The organism is Flavobacterium columnare NBRC 100251 = ATCC 23463 (genome assembly GCF_002530675.1).
Taxonomy (GTDB): domain Bacteria; phylum Bacteroidota; class Bacteroidia; order Flavobacteriales; family Flavobacteriaceae; genus Flavobacterium; species Flavobacterium columnare.
In genome coordinates, this window is the sequence record NZ_PCMX01000018.1 from 47,519 (window position 1) to 65,926 (window position 18,408).

Below are 18,408 nucleotides of genomic sequence, written 5' to 3' on the forward strand. Positions count from 1 at the left end.
ACAATGAGTACATTTACAATTTTCTTAGTATTAATCACTATAGTTTGTTTTTTATTAGTGGTAGTAATTATGGTGCAAAACCCTAAGGGAGGAGGATTATCTTCAACTTTTGGTAGTTCACAAATGATGGGTGGTGTTCAAAAAACAACAGACTTTCTAGATAAATCAACTTGGTATTTAGCAGGAACTTTATTAGTATTGATCTTATTATCTAGTTTAAGTTTCAATGGAACAAGTAACGATACAGGATCTAAACTAATTGATGAATCGGCTGCTCCTGCTGCAATTCCAGCGGCATCAGGGACTAATGGTAAAACAGCAACTCCATCTACTCCTGTTAAAGCCGCTACAGACGAAAAAAAATAATCCAAAACAAAAATATTTAAAAATGCCAGCTTGTCAGAGCTGGCATTTTTGTTTTTGCCAATTTTGACAGCTTTTTCAACTTGGCACAATTTCTGTCCAAATAGCTACAGAATTTAATAACAATTAAAAATCCAAAAAATAATTATGGCATTAAACATTAAACCACTTTCAGACCGCGTTATCGTGGAACCAGCGGCTGCCGAAACACAAACAGCTTCTGGTATCATCATCCCTGATACAGCTAAAGAAAAACCTCAAAAAGGAATTGTGGTAGCTGTAGGAAACGGGAAAAAAGACCAACCTATGACTGTTCAAGTTGGCGATACGGTTCTTTACGGAAAATATGCTGGAACTGATTTAAAATTTGAAGGCAAAGATTATTTAATCATGCGCGAGGAAGACATACTTGCAATCATCTAAAATAGTAAAAAGTTAAAAAGTAAATAGTGAAAAGTAAATTTCAAAGACTGTTCACTAATCACTAATCACTAAAAAAATAAAAATGGCAAAAGATATAAAATTTGATATTGAAGCACGTGACGGATTAAAACGCGGTGTAGACGCATTAGCAAACGCAGTAAAAGTGACATTAGGACCTAAAGGACGTAACGTAATCATTTCGAAATCGTTTGGGGCTCCTCACGTAACTAAAGACGGGGTTTCTGTGGCTAAAGAAGTAGAATTGAAAGACACTCTTGAAAACATGGGGGCGCAAATGGTAAAAGAAGTAGCTTCTAAAACCAATGATTTAGCGGGTGACGGTACTACTACTGCTACCGTATTAGCACAAGCTATCGTTAAAGAAGGTTTGAAAAACGTAGCTGCGGGTGCTAACCCTATGGACTTAAAACGTGGTATCGACAAAGCGGTTGAGGCTATCGTTGCGGATTTAGGCAAACAAGCAAAAGAAGTGGGCTCTTCTACTGATAAAATCAAACAAGTAGCTTCTATTTCGGCTAATAACGATGAAGTGATTGGTGATTTAATTGCGACCGCTTTTGGTAAAGTGGGTAAAGAAGGGGTAATTACTGTGGAAGAAGCTAAAGGTACTGATACTTATGTAGATGTAGTAGAGGGAATGCAGTTTGACAGAGGGTATTTATCGCCTTACTTTGTAACCAATACAGAAAAAATGGAGGTTGAATTAGAAAGACCTTACATTTTATTATACGACAAAAAAGTATCTTCTTTAAAAGAATTATTACCCATTTTAGAGCCTGTTGCGCAATCTTCAAAACCGTTATTAATCATTGCGGAAGATGTAGATGGTGAAGCTTTATCTACTTTGGTTGTAAACAAATTGCGTGGCGCTTTAAAAATTGCTGCGGTAAAAGCACCTGGTTTTGGTGACCGTAGAAAAGCCATGTTAGAAGATATTGCTATCTTAACTGGAGGTACTGTAATTTCAGAAGAAAGCGGATATACTTTAGAAAACGCTACTTTAGAAATGTTAGGAACTGCTGAAAAAGTATCTATCGATAAAGACAATACAACGATTGTAAACGGTGCGGGTGAGAACGAAATGATTAAAAATCGTGTAAACCAAATCAAAGCGCAAATGGAGTCAACGACTTCTGACTACGACCGTGAGAAATTACAAGAACGTTTGGCTAAATTAGCAGGTGGTGTAGCGGTATTGTACGTGGGTGCTGCTTCTGAAGTAGAAATGAAAGAGAAAAAAGACCGTGTGGATGATGCCTTACATGCAACTCGTGCTGCGGTGGAAGAAGGTATTGTAGCTGGTGGTGGTGTGGCTTTATTAAGAGCCAAAGCGGTTTTAGCGAACATCAAAGCTGAAAATGGTGATGAAGCTACAGGAATTCAAATTGTTTCTCGTGCTATTGAAGCGCCATTACGCACTATCGTTGAAAATGCTGGTTTAGAAGGCTCGGTAATTGTAGCTAAAGTAGCGGAAGGCAAAGAAAACTTTGGATACAACGCTAAAACGGACGAGTATGTAGACATGCTGGAAGCAGGAATCATTGACCCTAAAAAAGTAACACGTGTAGCTTTAGAAAACGCGGCTTCGGTTTCAGGAATGATTTTAACAACCGAGTGTGCTTTAATTGACATTAAGGAAGAAGCTCCTGCTGGTGGTATGCCAATGGGTGGCGGTATGCCGGGAATGATGTAATCGAAAACCTCGATAACTTAATAGCTTAAAATTGCCGTTCGAAAGAGCGGCTTTTTTTGTGATGAGGGGTGATGGATGATAGAGAATAGATAAAAACTTGAAAAAAAAGAAGTTCCTAGAACACTTATGCAATAAATTATTTCTTTTTAGAAGTAGGATAATACTTTTTCAATTGTTTCAATGAAATCAATACTAGAACAAATGTACAAGTAAGGCTATTTATGAATTGTAGAAAATCTTAAAAAAAGCTAAAGACAAGCTTCTTTTATTTTATTTAAATATTTTTGACAAAGTTTAGAATGTTCAGGATGAACTTTATAATCAACGTACCTTGCAGTAAAACTACAATTCATTAAAAACGAATAATATGCAGCTACCACCGGTAAGCCTACCTGAACTAATTGACAAGTAGCCTCATGCTTACCTTTACATTTTAACACTCTATAAGCATCCTCTATACTATTACACAAAATCCCATTATAAGTACTCGGAAGTAATTTACCGTGAACAAAATGAAGAGCTGAATAAAATATTAGCCCAATCCAAAAACTTCCCTTCATTGTAAAGTTGCTCAGATAATTCTTTATTATGCTCAGCATGTTCTACTCTACTACTCATTGGATACTTTTAAAAAACCGTCAACTTTCAATTCAGACGCATTTAAATTATCACTCTGAACAAAGAAATATTGGGCATTTATTCCAAACTCTTCTTTAAATTTATTTTGTAATTCAAATGATATTTTAAAAAAAGTTTCAATAAAATCTTCATTAAAAGTATTCTGTAAATTAGTAACAACCAAGAATTTGAAAGCAAAAGGATTAACATAAAAATCTTCGGAAGAAAAACCAGCTTCCTCTAATCTTCTTATTAAATCAATCCCATAAAGAAACATTTGTGTTGAAGCTCTAGTAAATTTATTTTTTAAATCTTCTAATGCTTTTTGACCTCCATTTTCTTCACCCTTCTTAAATGCATCTATTACATAATCAACATGAAAATATCCATCTATCAAAACTTCTTTAGATTCTGTTTCAATAGTTTTAAGATAATTCTGTAAATTTTTAGAAATGACACTTGACATAATATTTAGTGATTAAAAAGTTGTTTTTTAACTTAACCAATATAGTTATTTTTCTTTCACAAAAGTACATTTTTTAATAAAAACAAAAAAAGACTCCCTACATTCAAGCAGACGGCTCCATCCTTAAGGTCAGAAAACTTATTAAAATACCTCTAAAAACTCTTTTCCCTAAAACCTTAAAACATCCCAACAACACCGTTCCCACGAACGGTATTTTTTACTTCTTAACAAAAAGCTAAAAAAGCTTGCTGTTATTGAGTGTTTTGCTAAGTTTGATGCTAAAAAAACAGCTAAAAAATCAAACAGTTATGTTACTCAAAAAACTAAGCTTAGGGGCATTATGGCTTTTTTCAAACCTAGGCATGGCGCAAACCGCACAGGATACGCTGGCCATCAAACAAGTTGCTTTAGATTATATTGAAGCGCAACATAAGGTTAATCCGCAACAAATGGAGCGCGCCCTGCATCCTAGAATGGTGAAACGCACCTTCTGGAAGGATAAAGCAACGGGGAAAGACTACCTGCGGGAAACCTCAACCGAGTCGATGGTTTTACTGGCAGAAAGCTATAATAAAAAAGGGGATGCTTTTCCGCCTCATCCTAAAAAAGACGTTATTTTGTTAGATGTTTCGTCCCGTACGGCATCGGTCAAATTAATTGCCAACGAATGGATTGATTATATGCACATCGTAAAACTCAATGGGACTTGGAAATTAGTGAATGTCCTGTGGCAATTTAACGATGTACGACAACATTAAAAATTTACCTATAAAAACACTTATCTGCACAAACATTCTAGGATTAGGAAGTTGAAAAATAGCCTTTTTAAAAGATCTAGCCCTTGTTTTTATAACTCATACACACATTCTTTCTTTAAACCCAGATTATGTCTTAGACTTTTGATGAAGATAAAAAGGGCAGAAAAGGTAAAATATACGGATTTTTTACCCCATTGTCCATTTCCACCTGCAACGTTTCCCTAATGTGTAATCTGGGCTAAAATAGCACAATTAAGTTTAAAAAAGACTGTATCAAAAGCTTCAAAATGGTGTTTTTACTCTTGTAAGGACATATTTTGTGGGGTTTTACAATCAAAAAAACAGTATTTTCTCTAGATAAGCTAAAGTAAAATCTTTGAATGGTTCAAAAACATAATCCCTGCTCTTTTGCTCAACTCCTTTTTAGGATACAGTCTTAAATATCTTTTATATTATACCTTAATATACTCTGGACAATCAGCCCTTATTTCAGAATCCGTAAGTTTAACATTCATCAATTTACAATACTGTAATCCTTTGTCAAGAGTATAAAAAGAACAGGTAAAACACATTCTCTGGATCTCTATAATATTTGCTTTCTGTAGGTCATAAATAAGTTTTAATAAGCTACTTAACACTGTGGTTTTTTGTTCTTCTGATAAGTTTTCAAAAGTTTTTTGTATAAGAGAAGCGAAAAAGGATCCTTTGGAAGCTATTTTTTTCCCTTCTTGTGTTAATGAAAGTAAAAAACTTCTGGTATCTATGATATTTGTTTCTTTCTTTAATAGTCCTTTACGAATCAAAACCTTAATACTATCACTTATTGTAGCTTTAGTCATATTAAATTCCTCTGCTAAGTAGCTTACTTTGCATTTTTCTTCGGAATGAAAACAGATAAAAATTAAAATCTGAATTTGAATAGGACTAAGAGAGTTTTCCTTACTTTCTTTCCATAATAAAACTCTAAACGCTTCTGAAATACGTTCTAAAGCAACCCCTATTCTGCTTTCAATCTTTTGATTTTGCTCATCCAAATTAAACATTGAATGCTTCATCTGTTTAGAATATATAAGGATAAAAAAATGAATTATTTCTTTGTTTCATATTTCTTTTGTTTACGCTTTTAAGTAAAAATGTATGCTCATTTAGAAGGGCTTGCTACATATATCCAAGCTTTTTTTCCTGATTCAAAGGTTTCTAATATCCTATGGTATTGATCTACTTCATACCTATCTGTTTCCTCTAATTCAGCAGATGTTATTTCAAATATAATTCCTTTGATACAATCTGATTTATTTCCTGTTTTTACAGCAATTGGATGGTATTCTTGTTCACTTTTAGCTAAAACTTTAGGATCTGTTATTAATAATTTTTCAATTTCATACCCTTTCAAAACATCTTTTTGTCCTACTAAAATTCTTCCATAGTTTTCAAGTTGAACTTTTTCTAATTGTAAAGTACCATAAGAAAAGAGTAAATGGATAGGATCTTTCATTAGCAATTTTCCATTTCTATTATAAAATATCCTTTTTTATGTATTTCTTCTTCCCACTGAGGTTCAAGAGAATCTATATGACAAAATTTACATTCTTCAGAAGTTAATTTTTGTCCTTCTTGACCTTTTGTTTTTAAATATTCTTTACCATAATTATAAATTATAGCTGGATTTGTTACAATTTCTTGAGGCACAATTATATCAAAGTGCATAACATCTCCTTCTTTTTTTGTTACATAGGTATCCCAAACTGCTACTTTCATTTTTTATTTCTATTAAGTTATAGAGGCCATAATTTAACTACACACTATTCTTGAAAAGTTGTAATACGAATTCTAGTATTTAATATTTTTTTAGTGCTTTTAAACGGTTAATAAACCAAAACATCTTATTTATATTGCTTTCTAGACATAAGGTAAGCCATGACCTCAACGATATTAATTTATTATTAAGATTCTTATTAGATTTCTAAACGTATAAAATAAGTCAACTATTTTACTTTAAAAGGTAAGGATAACTTTCCACTCGCTACAGAATATATTTTATAAACACCTAACATTGGTTTGTCACCTCCTCCTTCGTGACCGCCATTGTCATTAGCTTTTACTTGCATATAAACCGTTACGCCATCATACGAAAAATCTTTTTTATTATTGATTCTATAATCTGGAACAATCACTCTAATCGTATTTCCTTTAGTTACAACCTGAAAACCAGGCGAATCCATATACATAGGCATCCCAGGATTCGTTGATGGTAAAACAACTGTTTTGTCTTTAGAATCAAATTCCTTTACGGACAATCCTCCTTGAACGCGCTTGTCCTCTGTTAGAACTACCCAGTGTGGATGCCAAATTATTCCATCATTTTTAAAATTACGATCTGCATCTTCATCCCATAATGGGGTATCATCAAAGTCTGGATGAGATGTCAAAGCTAATGCTACAATTCCTTCTGTTTGACCAAATCCAACATCAGTTGGTTTTAAAGTTGTAGGAAATACATACCCCAAAACAGGAGCTCCATTAAGTTGACCTACTGGTCTAGGTGTTGTTTTTCCTGCTTGTCCTTTAACTGTTATTTCCCAAATAGTAGCCCCTATTTCGGCTGAATGCTTTACATTTACTTTTTGGATTTTAAAGTTATCATTATCATATTTACCACATTTGTCGCAGGCAAAACCATAAAGTGTAAAAAGAGAAAAGCCGAAAGAAATAAATAAATTTTTCATTTTTGTACGATTTTAAATTATTGAAAAAATTAAATATAGGAATCCTATTTTTTACACACAAAATATTAGGATTCCTAATTATTTAGATTAAAAAATTAACCTTTTACATCCGATAAAGTAGCTCCAAAATTTATATGAAGTACATTTCCGTTTGCTGTAAGTAAGGCGGGCACTGATTTTACCCCTGCTTTTTCTGCTTCAGTAATACGATTACGGTCTTCACCAAGATGTACAATTTCAACATTAGCCTCACCTATAAGGTTTACAATGTCGTGTTCTGCACTAATACAAACAGGACAGCCTGCATGATAAAAAATTGATTTTTCCATTTTTATTAATTGATTTTATTTTTAGCATTATTGCTGGTACAAATATAGTTAGGATTCCTAATTAAACAAACTATTTTTATATTTTTTTTTCGAACTACAAGCTAAATCAAAATATCTCAAACAAAATATTTAATAAAATGCTCATTTTTATTGGATATAATTCATTTAAATGTCAGATTACATTAAATCTTGTGATGAATATGAAAAGGGTAAAAAAGATTAAAAAGACATTCATTTTTTTAAAAATCTAATTTTTCTACGCTCAAGACAAAAAACGGATTTCTTTTAGATTCAAAACTGTTTGTATCTGTACTAAATTTCAAATACCTAATTTGTATTAAAAAGAGGCTTTAGTCATCTTTTATTCATAAAAACACATTTTGATTAAACCTTACTATAGTATGTAGTAAGTTTTATAAAAAACATTAAACCCAAATTATACGTTGGCCTTTCGGATCAAGATGAAAAAGACAAAGAAGTTAAGAATAAACAGTTTTTTCACCAAAACTGTAGTTTTATCACCTTGAGAACAAAAAATGAAGTCGTATTTATCTGTACTAAATTTCTAATGCGTAATTTGGGTTAAATATTCGCCTCAAAAACTCCTGTCTTTTTACTTGATTTATAATACAACTCGTTATCTGTAGATAGGTATAAAAAAAAGGATAGAAACGATCAGAAAAATTGTTCTAGCAAATTTTTTGTCCTTCTTAGAACAAAAAATACAGGTTATAGTCGTTTGATTCAGGTATCAGATTTAAATAAAGAGAGAACAACAGGATATGCGATTAAATGCAGGAACTAGCACCAGACCCCCCAATGTATTTCATAGAGAGGCTTAAGCCTATGAAAAAAAAATTGTTTTTTTTAACAGGTGTTTTTATAACACCTGCTTTCTTATTATTTTATTAAAGAGTCGATACCCTAATACAGAACGTAGGGTACTCATGGCGTTTGCATCAAAACCAACGGTATAACGGGTAAATTTTACACGTGGTTCATTGGCTATTTTAAAAAGGGTTTCTACGACTTCTTCTATCAAATTTGTATTTTTTGATTGTTTTTTGATTAATATCCCTGAAATTTTATCCATCATAAGATCATATACATCTATCCCTGTATTTTTACTTTTTACTACGTTTTTTTGGAAGGCAGTAGGGGCATTTCCAAATTGCACAGTGCTTACTCCTATTCCAAAGTTCATCAGTTCATACGACATACATTCTGAAAAACTTTCTACTGCGCATTTAGTAGCATGATAAAAACTTCCTAAAGGTAAATTCACTAAACCGGCAATAGATGTAACGTTTATAAAATGCCCAAACCCTTGCTTTCTAAAAACAGGTATAAAAGCACGACAAACTTTTACACATCCTAACCAATTTGTGGAAACAATATTATCTATACCTTTATCTTCTGAAAATTCAACAAATGAGCGATAGCCAATACCTGCGTTATTTATAATAACATTAATAACAGGATGGTTTTCAAGTATTTCTTGCTTTGCTTTTTCTATGCTTTCTGTATTTGTAACATCAAGCAAATAGCTACTTATGTTTGGTAGATCCGCTATTTCTTTGCCTTGTTCTAAACAAATCATGGTAGCAATAACATGCCATCCTTTTGCTGCAAAATATCTTGCTGTAGCGGCTCCTATACCACTAGAAGCTCCTGTTATTAGAATAGTTTTCATTTTTTAATTTCGTTTGTCTATTAATGTAATGGGTTTACGGCTCATAGGAGGGAAAATTATTTTTTGTAATTCTTCCATAGCTAAAACTTCAACTTTAGGAGAAACTCTTAGTTTCGCTCTAAAATGATCTTTAATTTCGGTTAAAAATCGTTCCGTTGTATCCGTTGATGCAATCTTAATTATAATTTCATCTGTTCCTAGATCATTTGTTGATATTTCAATCAAATGGCTTTTTATAGATTCAAAACAAGTCATCAGATCGTGCATAGCGGGTGGATATAGAGTTGTTCCTTTGTACTTAATCATGTGTTGTTTTCTTCCTATCACAGGACCTACTCGTTGTGTATTTCTACCACAAGCACAGGGTTGTGTGTGAAGTTGTACAATATCTCCTGTTTGAAAACGCAATAAAGGCATTCCTTCTATTCCTAGAGTTGTTATAACTAGTTCTCCTGATCCTTCAGTAACTGGGTTATTACATTCATCTAATACTTCTGTAATAATTAATTCTGGATGATGATGTCCTCCTTGAAATTCTTTACATTCTGTAAATGCTGTACTCATTTCGGTAGAAGCGTACGTAGAGTACAATGGAACATTCCACTTTTTAGTAATTTTTTGAGTTAAAAGAGAAGGTGAAAAATCTTGATTACGCAATGATTCTCCTATACAAATAACCCCTTTTACGCTTGATTTTTGATAATCGATTCCTTGCTTTTCTGCGTATTCAATCATTTTTAATACAAAGGAAGGTACTCCAATTAAATATTTGGGATGGTATTTGAGGATGGAATCCCATTGGAGTTCAGGAATCCCTGCTCCTACTCGAATAATACCTGCTTTTAATTTCCGCAAGCCCATAAAGTAAGCCAATCCTGCCATAAAACGACGATCCATCGTGGTCATTAATTGCACCACATCGCCTTCTTGTATGCCTGCACAGGCAAAAGACAGGGCTTCATTATAAGCCAAACGATCCAAATCTGAATCTGTTAGACCAAAAGTAACTGGGTTTCCTAGTGTTCCTGAAGTGGTGCTATAATCAATAATTTTATGTCTAGGTACGCACAAAAAATCATCGTTGTGTTGTTGTAAATCATTTTTTGAGGTCAACGGTAATTTTTGTAGGTCTTCTAGTGTTTGTATTTGTTTTATATCTACCTGATAATGATCAAACATATTTTTATAATATGTTGAATGTGTGTTTAAATATACCAGTAATTCTTTTAATTTTTGCTCTTGAAATTCTTTAATTGCAAGAGATGATAGTGTTTCTATTTCTGGTATCATGATAATTTCTTTTTTGTCTTTTTTAAATAGTCTTGAACCTTATTTCGATCCAATAGGGTTGTAATTTCTAATGTAAGTGCTTTTTCAAAATTATGTAATGCCTCTGTATACAGTTTATGAGAGTATTGATAAACGCCTAATTTATAATAAACAGACCATAGTTTAGGATTTAATTCTTGGTATTTTCTAATAAAATCAGGTGTTAGAGTTTCTTTTTCATTAATTGTTTTATCTAGTAGTTTGTCATATTTCCTGTAGAGTTGATAATCAGCATACGCTTTAGTGTCTAGAAAAGAATCTTTAGCAATGGTTAGCTCAGGTAAATGAGTGACTTTTGTTTTTTGTTGATCAAAAACTTTATTTAAATCATAGGCTACAAAGGCTCCTAATTGATAGGGACTAGAAGAAACCCACATGATACGACTTTCTGGTTTAAAAATTACGGCATGATGTGCTAGAAGTTGATTAATAGCTTTTTCATTTCCGTAACCAATAGTCCCTTCTTTTAACCCTTCTTTATTTCTGAGAATTTGAGCTATTTTCTCGGGGGTCATTTTTTCTTCATTTGCTAATAATTCTTGTATTCTTTCCATACGATACAAAGAATGGCTTTCTTTTATATGTTTTATATTCCTTTTGTCATTTTGATAAGATGAACTCTGAAAATGATTCGAACAAACTAATTGATTGGTGTTTTGTACTTCGTATACGCCAAAATTATTAGGAGATACTTCTATAATTACTGCTTTTTTATCTTTTGCACTGCTTACTAAGATAGACTCTGACACAAAAACGGGTCTTTGTTTTGCTATTTTTATTGCTTCATCTATAGTTGTGGCGTATTGTAATATTTCTCTCGTAAGAAGAGAAATGGGTGTTTTAGCTACTAATGGCATTTTAGATTTTCCGGCATTTATGGTAACGGTTAGTCCTTCTTTATTCATTCCTGAAAGTACACCTATCATACCCGCCCAACTAACACTAGCAAAAGGGATTCCTTTTTCTGGATTAACAAAACTGATTACCTTGTCTTCAGCAAAATCATCTCCAGCATAAAAATCTAAATTTCTACCGATTAGCAATTCTCCATCCATTGTTTTATTTCCCCAAACAGCTAATGAAGTACATCCTATTAATGCTAAATCCTGTACAGCGTGTCCTATATCATGGGCTCCGTGTAAATATAAACTTCTTAGATAAGGTGATGCCATATAATTAAAAGAAGTATCGGTATATTGGGATACCCCATATATTTCCGTTTTGTATTCCTCTTTTATATTCAAATAGAGTTTTCTGTTGTACCATTTTAAAAAAGTACGTAATAGTTTTTGTTTAAATTTAGAAGGAACAATTTTTCCTAGGTGATTAAAAAAAATTCGTTCTTGTTTTTTTACTAAATTTTCGGCTAAGGCTCCTGAAAGCAATCCTAATTGAGAAGGATTGCCTTGAATATGTAATTCCCAAATTTTATGAGCATTTCTTACTAAATATCCTTGTTGATGGGTTACGAGCGTATCGGACAAACGAATTACCGCAGGTTTATCACTTTCTTTAGGAAGATTTAATGGCAGATGATGAACTGATTTATGAATTCCACACGAATAAAAAATCAAAATAACGAAAAAAGTGCCTATATGCTTTTTTGAGTTATTCATTTTGAAATTTCTTCATTTATTTTATTAATTAAATATTTATCGCCAACAATCTCGGAACAAGTAGCTACAGCTCCTATCGTTACGCCTAACACTCCGTGCATTTTAATACTCTGTCCTGTAAGGAAAAGATTTTCTATTTTTGTTTTAGACGAAATAAAGGTTAACATAGGATTATTAGAATCTTTTACGTATCCGTACAAATTACCGTTTTGTCCTCCTATATAATCTCTATAAGACAAAGGAGTAGACGCATACACTGATTTTATACAAGAGCGTATGTTGGGGATTTTTTTTTCAATTTCATTTAAAAAAATTTCAATTTTTTGTTTTTTAAAATTTTCATAATCTTCACCTCTTTCTTTTGATTCTGAAACGGTATTATGAGTGGTACTCCATTTTTCTACTTCTTCAAAACGCATATAGGTTAAGGCTGTAAGACTTTCAGCCCATTGTTGATTATCCGAAGCGATATTCATTGATAACATATAACTTTCTGGCCATGATTGTTCTGTATACTCACTGGCTTGCCAAATGCGTTTGTGATCTTTAAAATGGTAGCAATTATGATTTAAATAAGGAAATGTTTGGGGTTTAAAAACTATATAAATGCTAAATGGGGCAATTTGAGCTTCAAGATTTTGAATTCGTGTAAAATAGGCTTTTCTAAAATATTCTTCTCCCACTAATTTTAAGGTGGTTTTGGGCTCTATATTGGAAATAAATGTTTCTGCAAAATACTCTTCTCCATTTTTAGTTGAAACGGAAACGATTTTTTGATCCTTTACTTGAAATTTATTTACTTCTTGATGTTTAAAAACTTCACCGTTATATTTACGGATTATTTTTATAAGTTGTTTGGTTATCTGACTCCCTCCGTTTATACAACGCCACGCACTTTGGATATAGGAGTTAACAGATAAGGCGTGTACATAAAAAGGGGTTTTATCAGGTACGCCTGCATAAAGGAAATTAGAGCCTACTAATACTGCTTTTAACTTTTCATTAGATGTGAGTTCTTCAAAATATTGTTTTGCGTTTATAGACAGGATTTCTTGTTGATAACCTCCCTCTGTTTTCAAGTTATACAAGGGGAAGGAATTACAGACGTACTGCATTTTTTGACAATATTCCTTTAAGTTTTCTTCCTCTTCTGGAAAAAAGGAAACCAGTTGCTTAATAAAATTTTCATATCCTTGGGCATGAGGGTATTTATTAGGATCGTTATCAAAAGTAATATAGTCATAAGCATCCTCCTCCATTTTTTTTAGTTTTAGCTCATCTATTATTTCTATATACTTAAAATAACTATGTAAATTTTGACCTTCACACAGGCCTCCTATGTAGTGGACTCCTGTATCAAAAATAGTTTTATCTCGCACAAAGGTTTGTAAATTGCCTCCATATTGATTATTTTTTTCTAAAACACAAACCTTTTTTCCTTCTTTTGCTAAGATAATAGCGGAAACCAATCCTCCTAATCCACTTCCTACAATAACAACATCGTACTTTTTTTTCACTAGACTCCTTTATTAAAAAATTTAAGTTCACCTATTTCATTCGAAAGTTCAAATCCGTTGTTTAAAAGAAAATCAACATACAGATCAGCCCCAAACAATACTACTTTATTGAGTTTTTCTAGGTGGGGAAACAATTTACTTTCATCAAAATATCGGGTTGAAATCAATAAAGAATCATACGGTTTCAGAATATCTTGAGAATTTAAATAGTGTATATTTCTTATTTTGTTTAAATAATTAGTAGATGCTATTTCAAAATTTTCTAATGAGTAAACAAAAGTTTGAATTTTACGTTTAGGATACTGCAAAGTAAGAATTGCATTTAACTGACCATAATCATTGGCAAAATGCAAAATTTTAGCATCTTCTGCTATAGTGGTAAACAATGTATGGTAATGATGCTTATTTGAATCAAAGTCTTTTAAAATTTTTTTATAAATATCTTCTTCTTTATACAGATATCCGTCTATGAGTTTTCTGCGGAAAAAATCTTCGTTTTCTAATTCGTGTCGTATTTTATCAAATGCTACTCTAAACAATTTATTTATTTTTTTTGTTCTAGTAATATAATCTTCTCCAAAGCTTCTGTCTTGGTATGAAATATAATTACCAACAACTACTGTGATACTTTCATTATGGATCATAAAATCACCTTTAGGCGATGTTTCTGCATTTCCATGCAAGTATACAGGCAAAATATCTAATTTGAATTCTTCGGCTAAGTAAAAAGCTCCTTTATGGAAACGTTTTACTACATTATCTTCGGAACGAGTTCCTTCTGGAAAAATCATCAAGGAATAGCCCTCTTTAATCTTATCTCGCAAATGATCTAATCCTCCTTCTATCCCTTTAGAAACAGGATAATATCCCATAGCTTTTACTGCTTTGCCAAAAATAGGCGATTTATAAACCCAATCATTTACAAGATACACCATTTTGTGGGTTAGCATACCAAAAGCTAAGGTATCTAAAACGGATACATGATTAGCTATGACAATAGCTTGTTTGCTAAAATTAATTTTATTAGGATTTATAACTTTCTTTTTTACAATAGGATTTATATGCAATACGGATTTAAAAAAAAGAACCATCATTTTTCTAAAACACATCATTTTTGTTTCTTTTTTTAAGGGCAAAATACCCATTAAAAAACGACCTATGGTAGATAATAAAATTCCTCCAAGAGCATAATAGGTTAGCGCAATTATAGAAACTATAAGGGTAAAAAAACGAATAGGAATTTTTCCTTTTTTAGGACGATTAAAAAACAACCATTTGAAAACAATTGGGTAAAAAACAAATGTTATTAATAATGCACTGAGGACCCCTAGCAAGGATACTGAGGAAATAGAAACTAAGGCTGGATGTTTGGCAAAAACTAAGGCTCCAATGGCTAAAATAGTGGTTAACGCTGCTAAAATAATTGAAATACGATAAGCAGGCATTTCATCCTTTCCTGTGGTATATTCTTTTTGTAAAGCACTTGTCATAAAAATAGTAAAATCTACTCCATGCCCAAATATTAAGGTACAAACGATGGTACTAAATATATTTAATGGAATATTAAAAATTCCCATTAAACCCGCGGTAACGAATCCTGTGGCTATAATAGGCAATAAACTGACTAAGACTAATTCAATACGTTTAAAGAAAACAAATAAAATAATAACTACTGCTATAAAAGAATAGTTAATCAGATTGTTAAAATCATCACGCAGTTTTCCTAGAAAAGTTTCATTTAATTGTTGACGATCTATGACTACAACGTTTGCTAAATGTTCAACGGTTTTAATTAATTTTTCTTTCTTTTTTTCATTTATTTTTACAACTGTAGCTATCGTGTACCAATTGGTTGAGTTAGATACATATTCATCCGTCAAATCAGGTAGTAATTGTTTTAAATCACCTAATTGAAGTGGTTTAATATCCGAACGGATTATATCATAAAAAGCCTGATGGGTTGTTGGTTTAAACCCAAAAGTTTTACCGTTTTGTACTAATTCGTTTTGCACTTTTTGACAAACAGAATTTGACCAAAAAGATTTCCATTTTTTAATCTTATTCGTTTGTTCTACTTCTGAAGGTAATAAAGCAGCTAACGAACTGTAATTATAAATATTTTTTGTTTGTTTTTGCTGAGTTAAAATAGCATTTAATTTTGTGTTGCCATCAATGGTTTCTTTTTCATTTTTACCATATACAACGATATAAATGGCTTTAGAGGTTAAACGTGTAGATTCTTCTAACTTTTTTTCGGCTTCTTTTACTTCTTTTGGAATAAAATTTAGGTCGCTTAAATTATTATTAAAGCTTACTCTACTAAAGGTAAAACAACTTATAAAAAGCAATAAAAATGTTCCTATAATCAAAAATTTGTTTTTCTCGAAAGGTATTTTTGACAAACGATCTAACATTCCTGCATGGGATAAGCCATTGTTTTTAGGTTTATACAAATGAGGAATGATTAACAATGAAAACAAAGCAGATATCATAACACTTATAGAGGCAAATATCCCCAAGTCTTTAAGTGCATCTGATTTTACAAATAACAAACACAAAAAAGCGACTGCCGTTGTTGAGCTACTCATTATTAAAGGCTTAGCAGTATCTTTATACAACTGTTTTATATCGGCATTATATCTATAATGTGTCATGATATGAAGCGAGTAATCTATAGTTACGCCTAACAAAACAGCTCCTACACTTAATGAAATAGCGGAAATCGTTTGTCGTAAGAAATAAAGGCTGGCAATAGCAAATAAAACACCAAAAATAGTAGGTATAAAGATGATTATAGGAATTGTTATTTTTCTAAAAAATAAGATAAGAATCAACATAAGTGTTCCCATAGATAAAAGGACTGTAGTAATGATATCTGCCTTTATTTGGTTAGCATTAGCCACCGCAATAATAGGAGAGCCAAAATACGATAACTGTACTTTATTTTTAAAATCTTTGTTAATAGCTGATTGGATGCTTTTTAACAAGTCTACAAACTCAGCATTTTTTTCAGTTTCGCTTCCACCATTTCGAGGATTGATGAATAACAACAACTTGCTTTGGTCACGAGTTAGCAAATAACCGTCCTTCATGATGAACTCATCTCCTATGGCCAATTGTTGCATTTTTTTTAATCCTATAAAAGTAATTCCTAATGGGTCTTTTATGATAAAATCACGAGTAATTAGACCGGATGGACTAATTAGGGATTTATAATTATTTTCAACCAATACTTTTATACTATCGGATTGGATTTTTTGTCTAATTGTTTTATAATCTTTTTCTTCTAGAAATAAGGGAATATTTTGATAGATAAAATCAAAAACTTGGTTAATATTTTCTTGTGCAGCTGTACCTTCAATCCCTTTTATATAAGGTTGTACCAAATGAAGACTGTCTATAAAAACGTTGGCTGCTTGTGTTAGATCTTCAACAGAGCCTGCTCTTTCTTTTTCAATAATAACGGTAATTTTATCCGCAAATTTTAATTGCTTAATAACTTTAGAAGTTATATCTGCTTTGTCATTTTTTGGTAAAACACGTGTAATATCCTCTTCAAATTTAATTTGAAAAGCAAAAAAAGTTAGTATCACTAAAAACGCTAGTGATGACAAGAATGTTAGAATCCGGTTCTTTTGAACGAATTCATGAATTTTAATAAAAAAAAAGTGCATTTATCCCCTATTATTTTCCCGACGCGAAAGTACTAAATAACTTCCAACTCCAAAAATAAATGACATCATGAACGCTAGGATACAACTTCCTATAAGATATTGAAAAAAGTGTTCTTTGAGTTGCGAAAAATCAAAAATGTCAACAAGTTTAAAAGGTGCTTCTTTTTCTACAAATAGGCTTCCTATTTTTAGCGAACTATAGATAATAATAGGAATCATAGGAGGCACACTAATGTTTGAGAAAGCAAAAGCCAAAGTTTTATTTAATCGCAATAGCACAGCAGAGGTAATTACAATAGCAGTCTGAAATCCCCAAAAAGGAGCAATACCACAAAAAACACCTAATGCTATTGATTGCGATTTTTTAGTAGCAGAATCTTGGGTAGAAAAAAGGTCTTCTTTGAGAAATGTTTTAAAACTTTTTCTTTTAAAATTTCTTAAAAAATCACGAGGTTTTATGTACAAAAATAGAATTAAGACCAATATTGTATTTAAAATACTGATCCGGGTAAAATCTTTAAACGGTCTGAAATGAGAAACTCTTTCGGTAGGATCGTATAAAACTTGAATGGGAATGTTTTGAACAGCAATACCGTTCCAAGCTGTTCGTACGATAATTTCTATTTCAAATTCAAACTTATTTGTATAAAATGTTTTAGGAATGGCATAAAGCGGGTATAATCGGTAACCTGATTGTGTATCTGTTAACTGAATACCTGTTTCAAACCAAAACCAAAAACTAGAAAAACGATTACCAAAGCTACTTTTTTTAGGAACTGAATCATGATTCATGTTTCGACTACCAATAAACAAAACAGGATTATTTGATTCTTCTAATGCTCTTACAAAAACAGGAATATCGTCTGGATAATGTTGTCCATCCGAATCTATTGTAATAGCATAATCATATCCTAAATCGAGGGCTTTTTTAAATCCGTTTTTTAAAGCATTGCCTTTACCTCTATTTTTAGGTAGATTGACTACTGTAATAGCGTCAGCGTAAGTTTTTAAAACAGATGATGTACTATCTGTAGATCCATCATTTACAACAATGAGTTTTGAAGTATAATTTAATACTCCATCTATTACTCTCTTAAGAGTTTTATGATTATTGTATGTAGGAATAATGACGCACAATTTCAAACTATTAATGCGTTCAGACAATGATAAATTAGGGATCAT

General features: G+C 31.9%; 16 protein-coding genes. 4 read left to right on the plus strand and 12 right to left on the minus strand.

The window, feature by feature from the left end; genetic code table 11:
• The first annotated feature begins 3 nt into the window (after positions 1-3).
• From secG to groL, 3 genes are all read left to right on the plus strand, one after another.
• Positions 4-366: a preprotein translocase subunit SecG gene (gene secG / locus B0A78_RS03095; RefSeq protein WP_041253276.1), complete on the plus strand. Its 363-nt coding sequence runs from the start codon at positions 4-6 to the stop codon at positions 364-366.
• Positions 367-510: 144 nt separating this feature from the next.
• Positions 511-786 (plus strand): co-chaperone GroES, encoded by a 276-nt coding sequence (locus B0A78_RS03100; protein ID WP_014166401.1) that lies wholly within the window; start codon positions 511-513, stop codon positions 784-786.
• Between the two features lie 82 nt (positions 787-868).
• On the plus strand, positions 869-2,500 hold the full coding sequence (gene groL, locus B0A78_RS03105) for a chaperonin GroEL (RefSeq protein ID WP_014166402.1): 1,632 nt from the start codon (positions 869-871) through the stop codon (positions 2,498-2,500).
• 610 nt (positions 2,501-3,110) lie between these two features.
• On the opposite strand, the gene B0A78_RS03115 is transcribed toward groL, so the two are convergent.
• On the minus strand, positions 3,111-3,584 hold the full coding sequence (locus B0A78_RS03115; RefSeq protein WP_014166404.1) for a hypothetical protein: 474 nt from the start codon (positions 3,582-3,584) through the stop codon (positions 3,111-3,113).
• Positions 3,585-3,892: 308 nt separating this feature from the next.
• Here B0A78_RS03115 and B0A78_RS03120 point away from each other — a divergent pair, with 308 nt between their 5' ends.
• Positions 3,893-4,342, plus strand: coding sequence for a nuclear transport factor 2 family protein (locus B0A78_RS03120; protein WP_077225666.1), 450 nt, complete (start codon positions 3,893-3,895; stop codon positions 4,340-4,342).
• A 452-nt stretch (positions 4,343-4,794) separates the two neighbouring features.
• Here B0A78_RS03120 and B0A78_RS03125 read toward each other — a convergent pair whose 3' ends face one another.
• From B0A78_RS03125 to B0A78_RS03175, 11 genes are all read right to left on the minus strand, one after another.
• Positions 4,795-5,397 carry a MarR family winged helix-turn-helix transcriptional regulator gene (locus B0A78_RS03125; RefSeq protein WP_014166406.1) on the minus strand — a complete coding sequence of 201 codons (603 nt, stop codon included), beginning with the start codon at positions 5,395-5,397 and terminating at the stop codon, positions 4,795-4,797.
• A gap of 86 nt (positions 5,398-5,483) precedes the next feature.
• Positions 5,484-5,837 carry a gamma-glutamylcyclotransferase family protein gene (locus tag B0A78_RS03130; protein ID WP_014166407.1) on the minus strand — a complete coding sequence of 118 codons (354 nt, stop codon included), beginning with the start codon at positions 5,835-5,837 and terminating at the stop codon, positions 5,484-5,486.
• Positions 5,837-6,100: a DUF2024 family protein gene (locus tag B0A78_RS03135; RefSeq protein ID WP_065213035.1), complete on the minus strand. Its 264-nt coding sequence runs from the start codon at positions 6,098-6,100 to the stop codon at positions 5,837-5,839. The genes B0A78_RS03130 and B0A78_RS03135 overlap by 1 nt, the downstream gene beginning before the upstream one ends.
• Positions 6,101-6,327: 227 nt before the next feature.
• Entirely contained in the window at positions 6,328-7,068 is a 741-nt protein-coding gene (locus B0A78_RS03140) for a hypothetical protein (protein ID WP_097609347.1), read from the minus strand.
• A 95-nt stretch (positions 7,069-7,163) separates the two neighbouring features.
• Entirely contained in the window at positions 7,164-7,397 is a 234-nt protein-coding gene (locus B0A78_RS03145; RefSeq protein ID WP_014166410.1) for a thioredoxin, read from the minus strand.
• A gap of 880 nt (positions 7,398-8,277) precedes the next feature.
• Positions 8,278-9,090, minus strand: a complete 813-nt coding sequence (locus B0A78_RS03150; protein ID WP_097609348.1) for an SDR family NAD(P)-dependent oxidoreductase — start codon at positions 9,088-9,090, stop codon at positions 8,278-8,280.
• A gap of 3 nt (positions 9,091-9,093) precedes the next feature.
• On the minus strand, positions 9,094-10,380 hold the full coding sequence (locus B0A78_RS03155) for a phenylacetate--CoA ligase family protein (protein WP_097609349.1): 1,287 nt from the start codon (positions 10,378-10,380) through the stop codon (positions 9,094-9,096).
• Positions 10,377-12,035: a C45 family autoproteolytic acyltransferase/hydolase gene (locus tag B0A78_RS03160; protein ID WP_097609350.1), complete on the minus strand. Its 1,659-nt coding sequence runs from the start codon at positions 12,033-12,035 to the stop codon at positions 10,377-10,379. The genes B0A78_RS03155 and B0A78_RS03160 overlap by 4 nt, the downstream gene beginning before the upstream one ends.
• Positions 12,032-13,552: a phytoene desaturase family protein gene (locus B0A78_RS03165; RefSeq protein ID WP_014166414.1), complete on the minus strand. Its 1,521-nt coding sequence runs from the start codon at positions 13,550-13,552 to the stop codon at positions 12,032-12,034. Before B0A78_RS03165 ends, B0A78_RS03160 begins: the two co-directional genes overlap by 4 nt.
• Complete coding sequence (locus B0A78_RS03170) at positions 13,552-17,226, minus strand: 1-acyl-sn-glycerol-3-phosphate acyltransferase (protein ID WP_249030938.1); 3,675 nt, start codon at positions 17,224-17,226, stop codon at positions 13,552-13,554. The genes B0A78_RS03165 and B0A78_RS03170 overlap by 1 nt, the downstream gene beginning before the upstream one ends.
• Entirely contained in the window at positions 17,227-18,408 is a 1,182-nt protein-coding gene (locus tag B0A78_RS03175; RefSeq protein ID WP_014166416.1) for a DUF2062 domain-containing protein, read from the minus strand. It lies immediately after the preceding gene.

What these genes read in the sequence shown, in the direction of transcription:
- B0A78_RS03140 (WP_097609347.1), bottom strand. Translation starts at nt 7,068, where the DNA reads ATGAAAAATTTATTTATTTCTTTCGGCTTTTCTCTTTTTACACTTTAT.
- B0A78_RS03135 (WP_065213035.1), bottom strand. Translation starts at nt 6,100, where the DNA reads ATGAAAGTAGCAGTTTGGGATACCTATGTAACAAAAAAAGAAGGAGAT.
- B0A78_RS03150 (WP_097609348.1), bottom strand. Translation starts at nt 9,090, where the DNA reads ATGAAAACTATTCTAATAACAGGAGCTTCTAGTGGTATAGGAGCCGCT.
- B0A78_RS03125 (WP_014166406.1), bottom strand. Translation starts at nt 5,397, where the DNA reads ATGAAGCATTCAATGTTTAATTTGGATGAGCAAAATCAAAAGATTGAA.
- B0A78_RS03145 (WP_014166410.1), bottom strand. Translation starts at nt 7,397, where the DNA reads ATGGAAAAATCAATTTTTTATCATGCAGGCTGTCCTGTTTGTATTAGT.
- B0A78_RS03120 (WP_077225666.1), top strand. Translation starts at nt 3,893, where the DNA reads ATGTTACTCAAAAAACTAAGCTTAGGGGCATTATGGCTTTTTTCAAAC.
- secG (WP_041253276.1), top strand. Translation starts at nt 4, where the DNA reads ATGAGTACATTTACAATTTTCTTAGTATTAATCACTATAGTTTGTTTT.
- B0A78_RS03130 (WP_014166407.1), bottom strand. Translation starts at nt 5,837, where the DNA reads ATGAAAGATCCTATCCATTTACTCTTTTCTTATGGTACTTTACAATTA.
- groL (WP_014166402.1), top strand. Translation starts at nt 869, where the DNA reads ATGGCAAAAGATATAAAATTTGATATTGAAGCACGTGACGGATTAAAA.
- B0A78_RS03170 (WP_249030938.1), bottom strand. Translation starts at nt 17,226, where the DNA reads ATGCACTTTTTTTTTATTAAAATTCATGAATTCGTTCAAAAGAACCGG.
- B0A78_RS03160 (WP_097609350.1), bottom strand. Translation starts at nt 12,035, where the DNA reads ATGAATAACTCAAAAAAGCATATAGGCACTTTTTTCGTTATTTTGATT.
- B0A78_RS03100 (WP_014166401.1), top strand. Translation starts at nt 511, where the DNA reads ATGGCATTAAACATTAAACCACTTTCAGACCGCGTTATCGTGGAACCA.
- B0A78_RS03155 (WP_097609349.1), bottom strand. Translation starts at nt 10,380, where the DNA reads ATGATACCAGAAATAGAAACACTATCATCTCTTGCAATTAAAGAATTT.
- B0A78_RS03115 (WP_014166404.1), bottom strand. Translation starts at nt 3,584, where the DNA reads ATGTCAAGTGTCATTTCTAAAAATTTACAGAATTATCTTAAAACTATT.
- B0A78_RS03175 (WP_014166416.1), bottom strand. Translation starts at nt 18,408, where the DNA reads ATGATCCCTAATTTATCATTGTCTGAACGCATTAATAGTTTGAAATTG.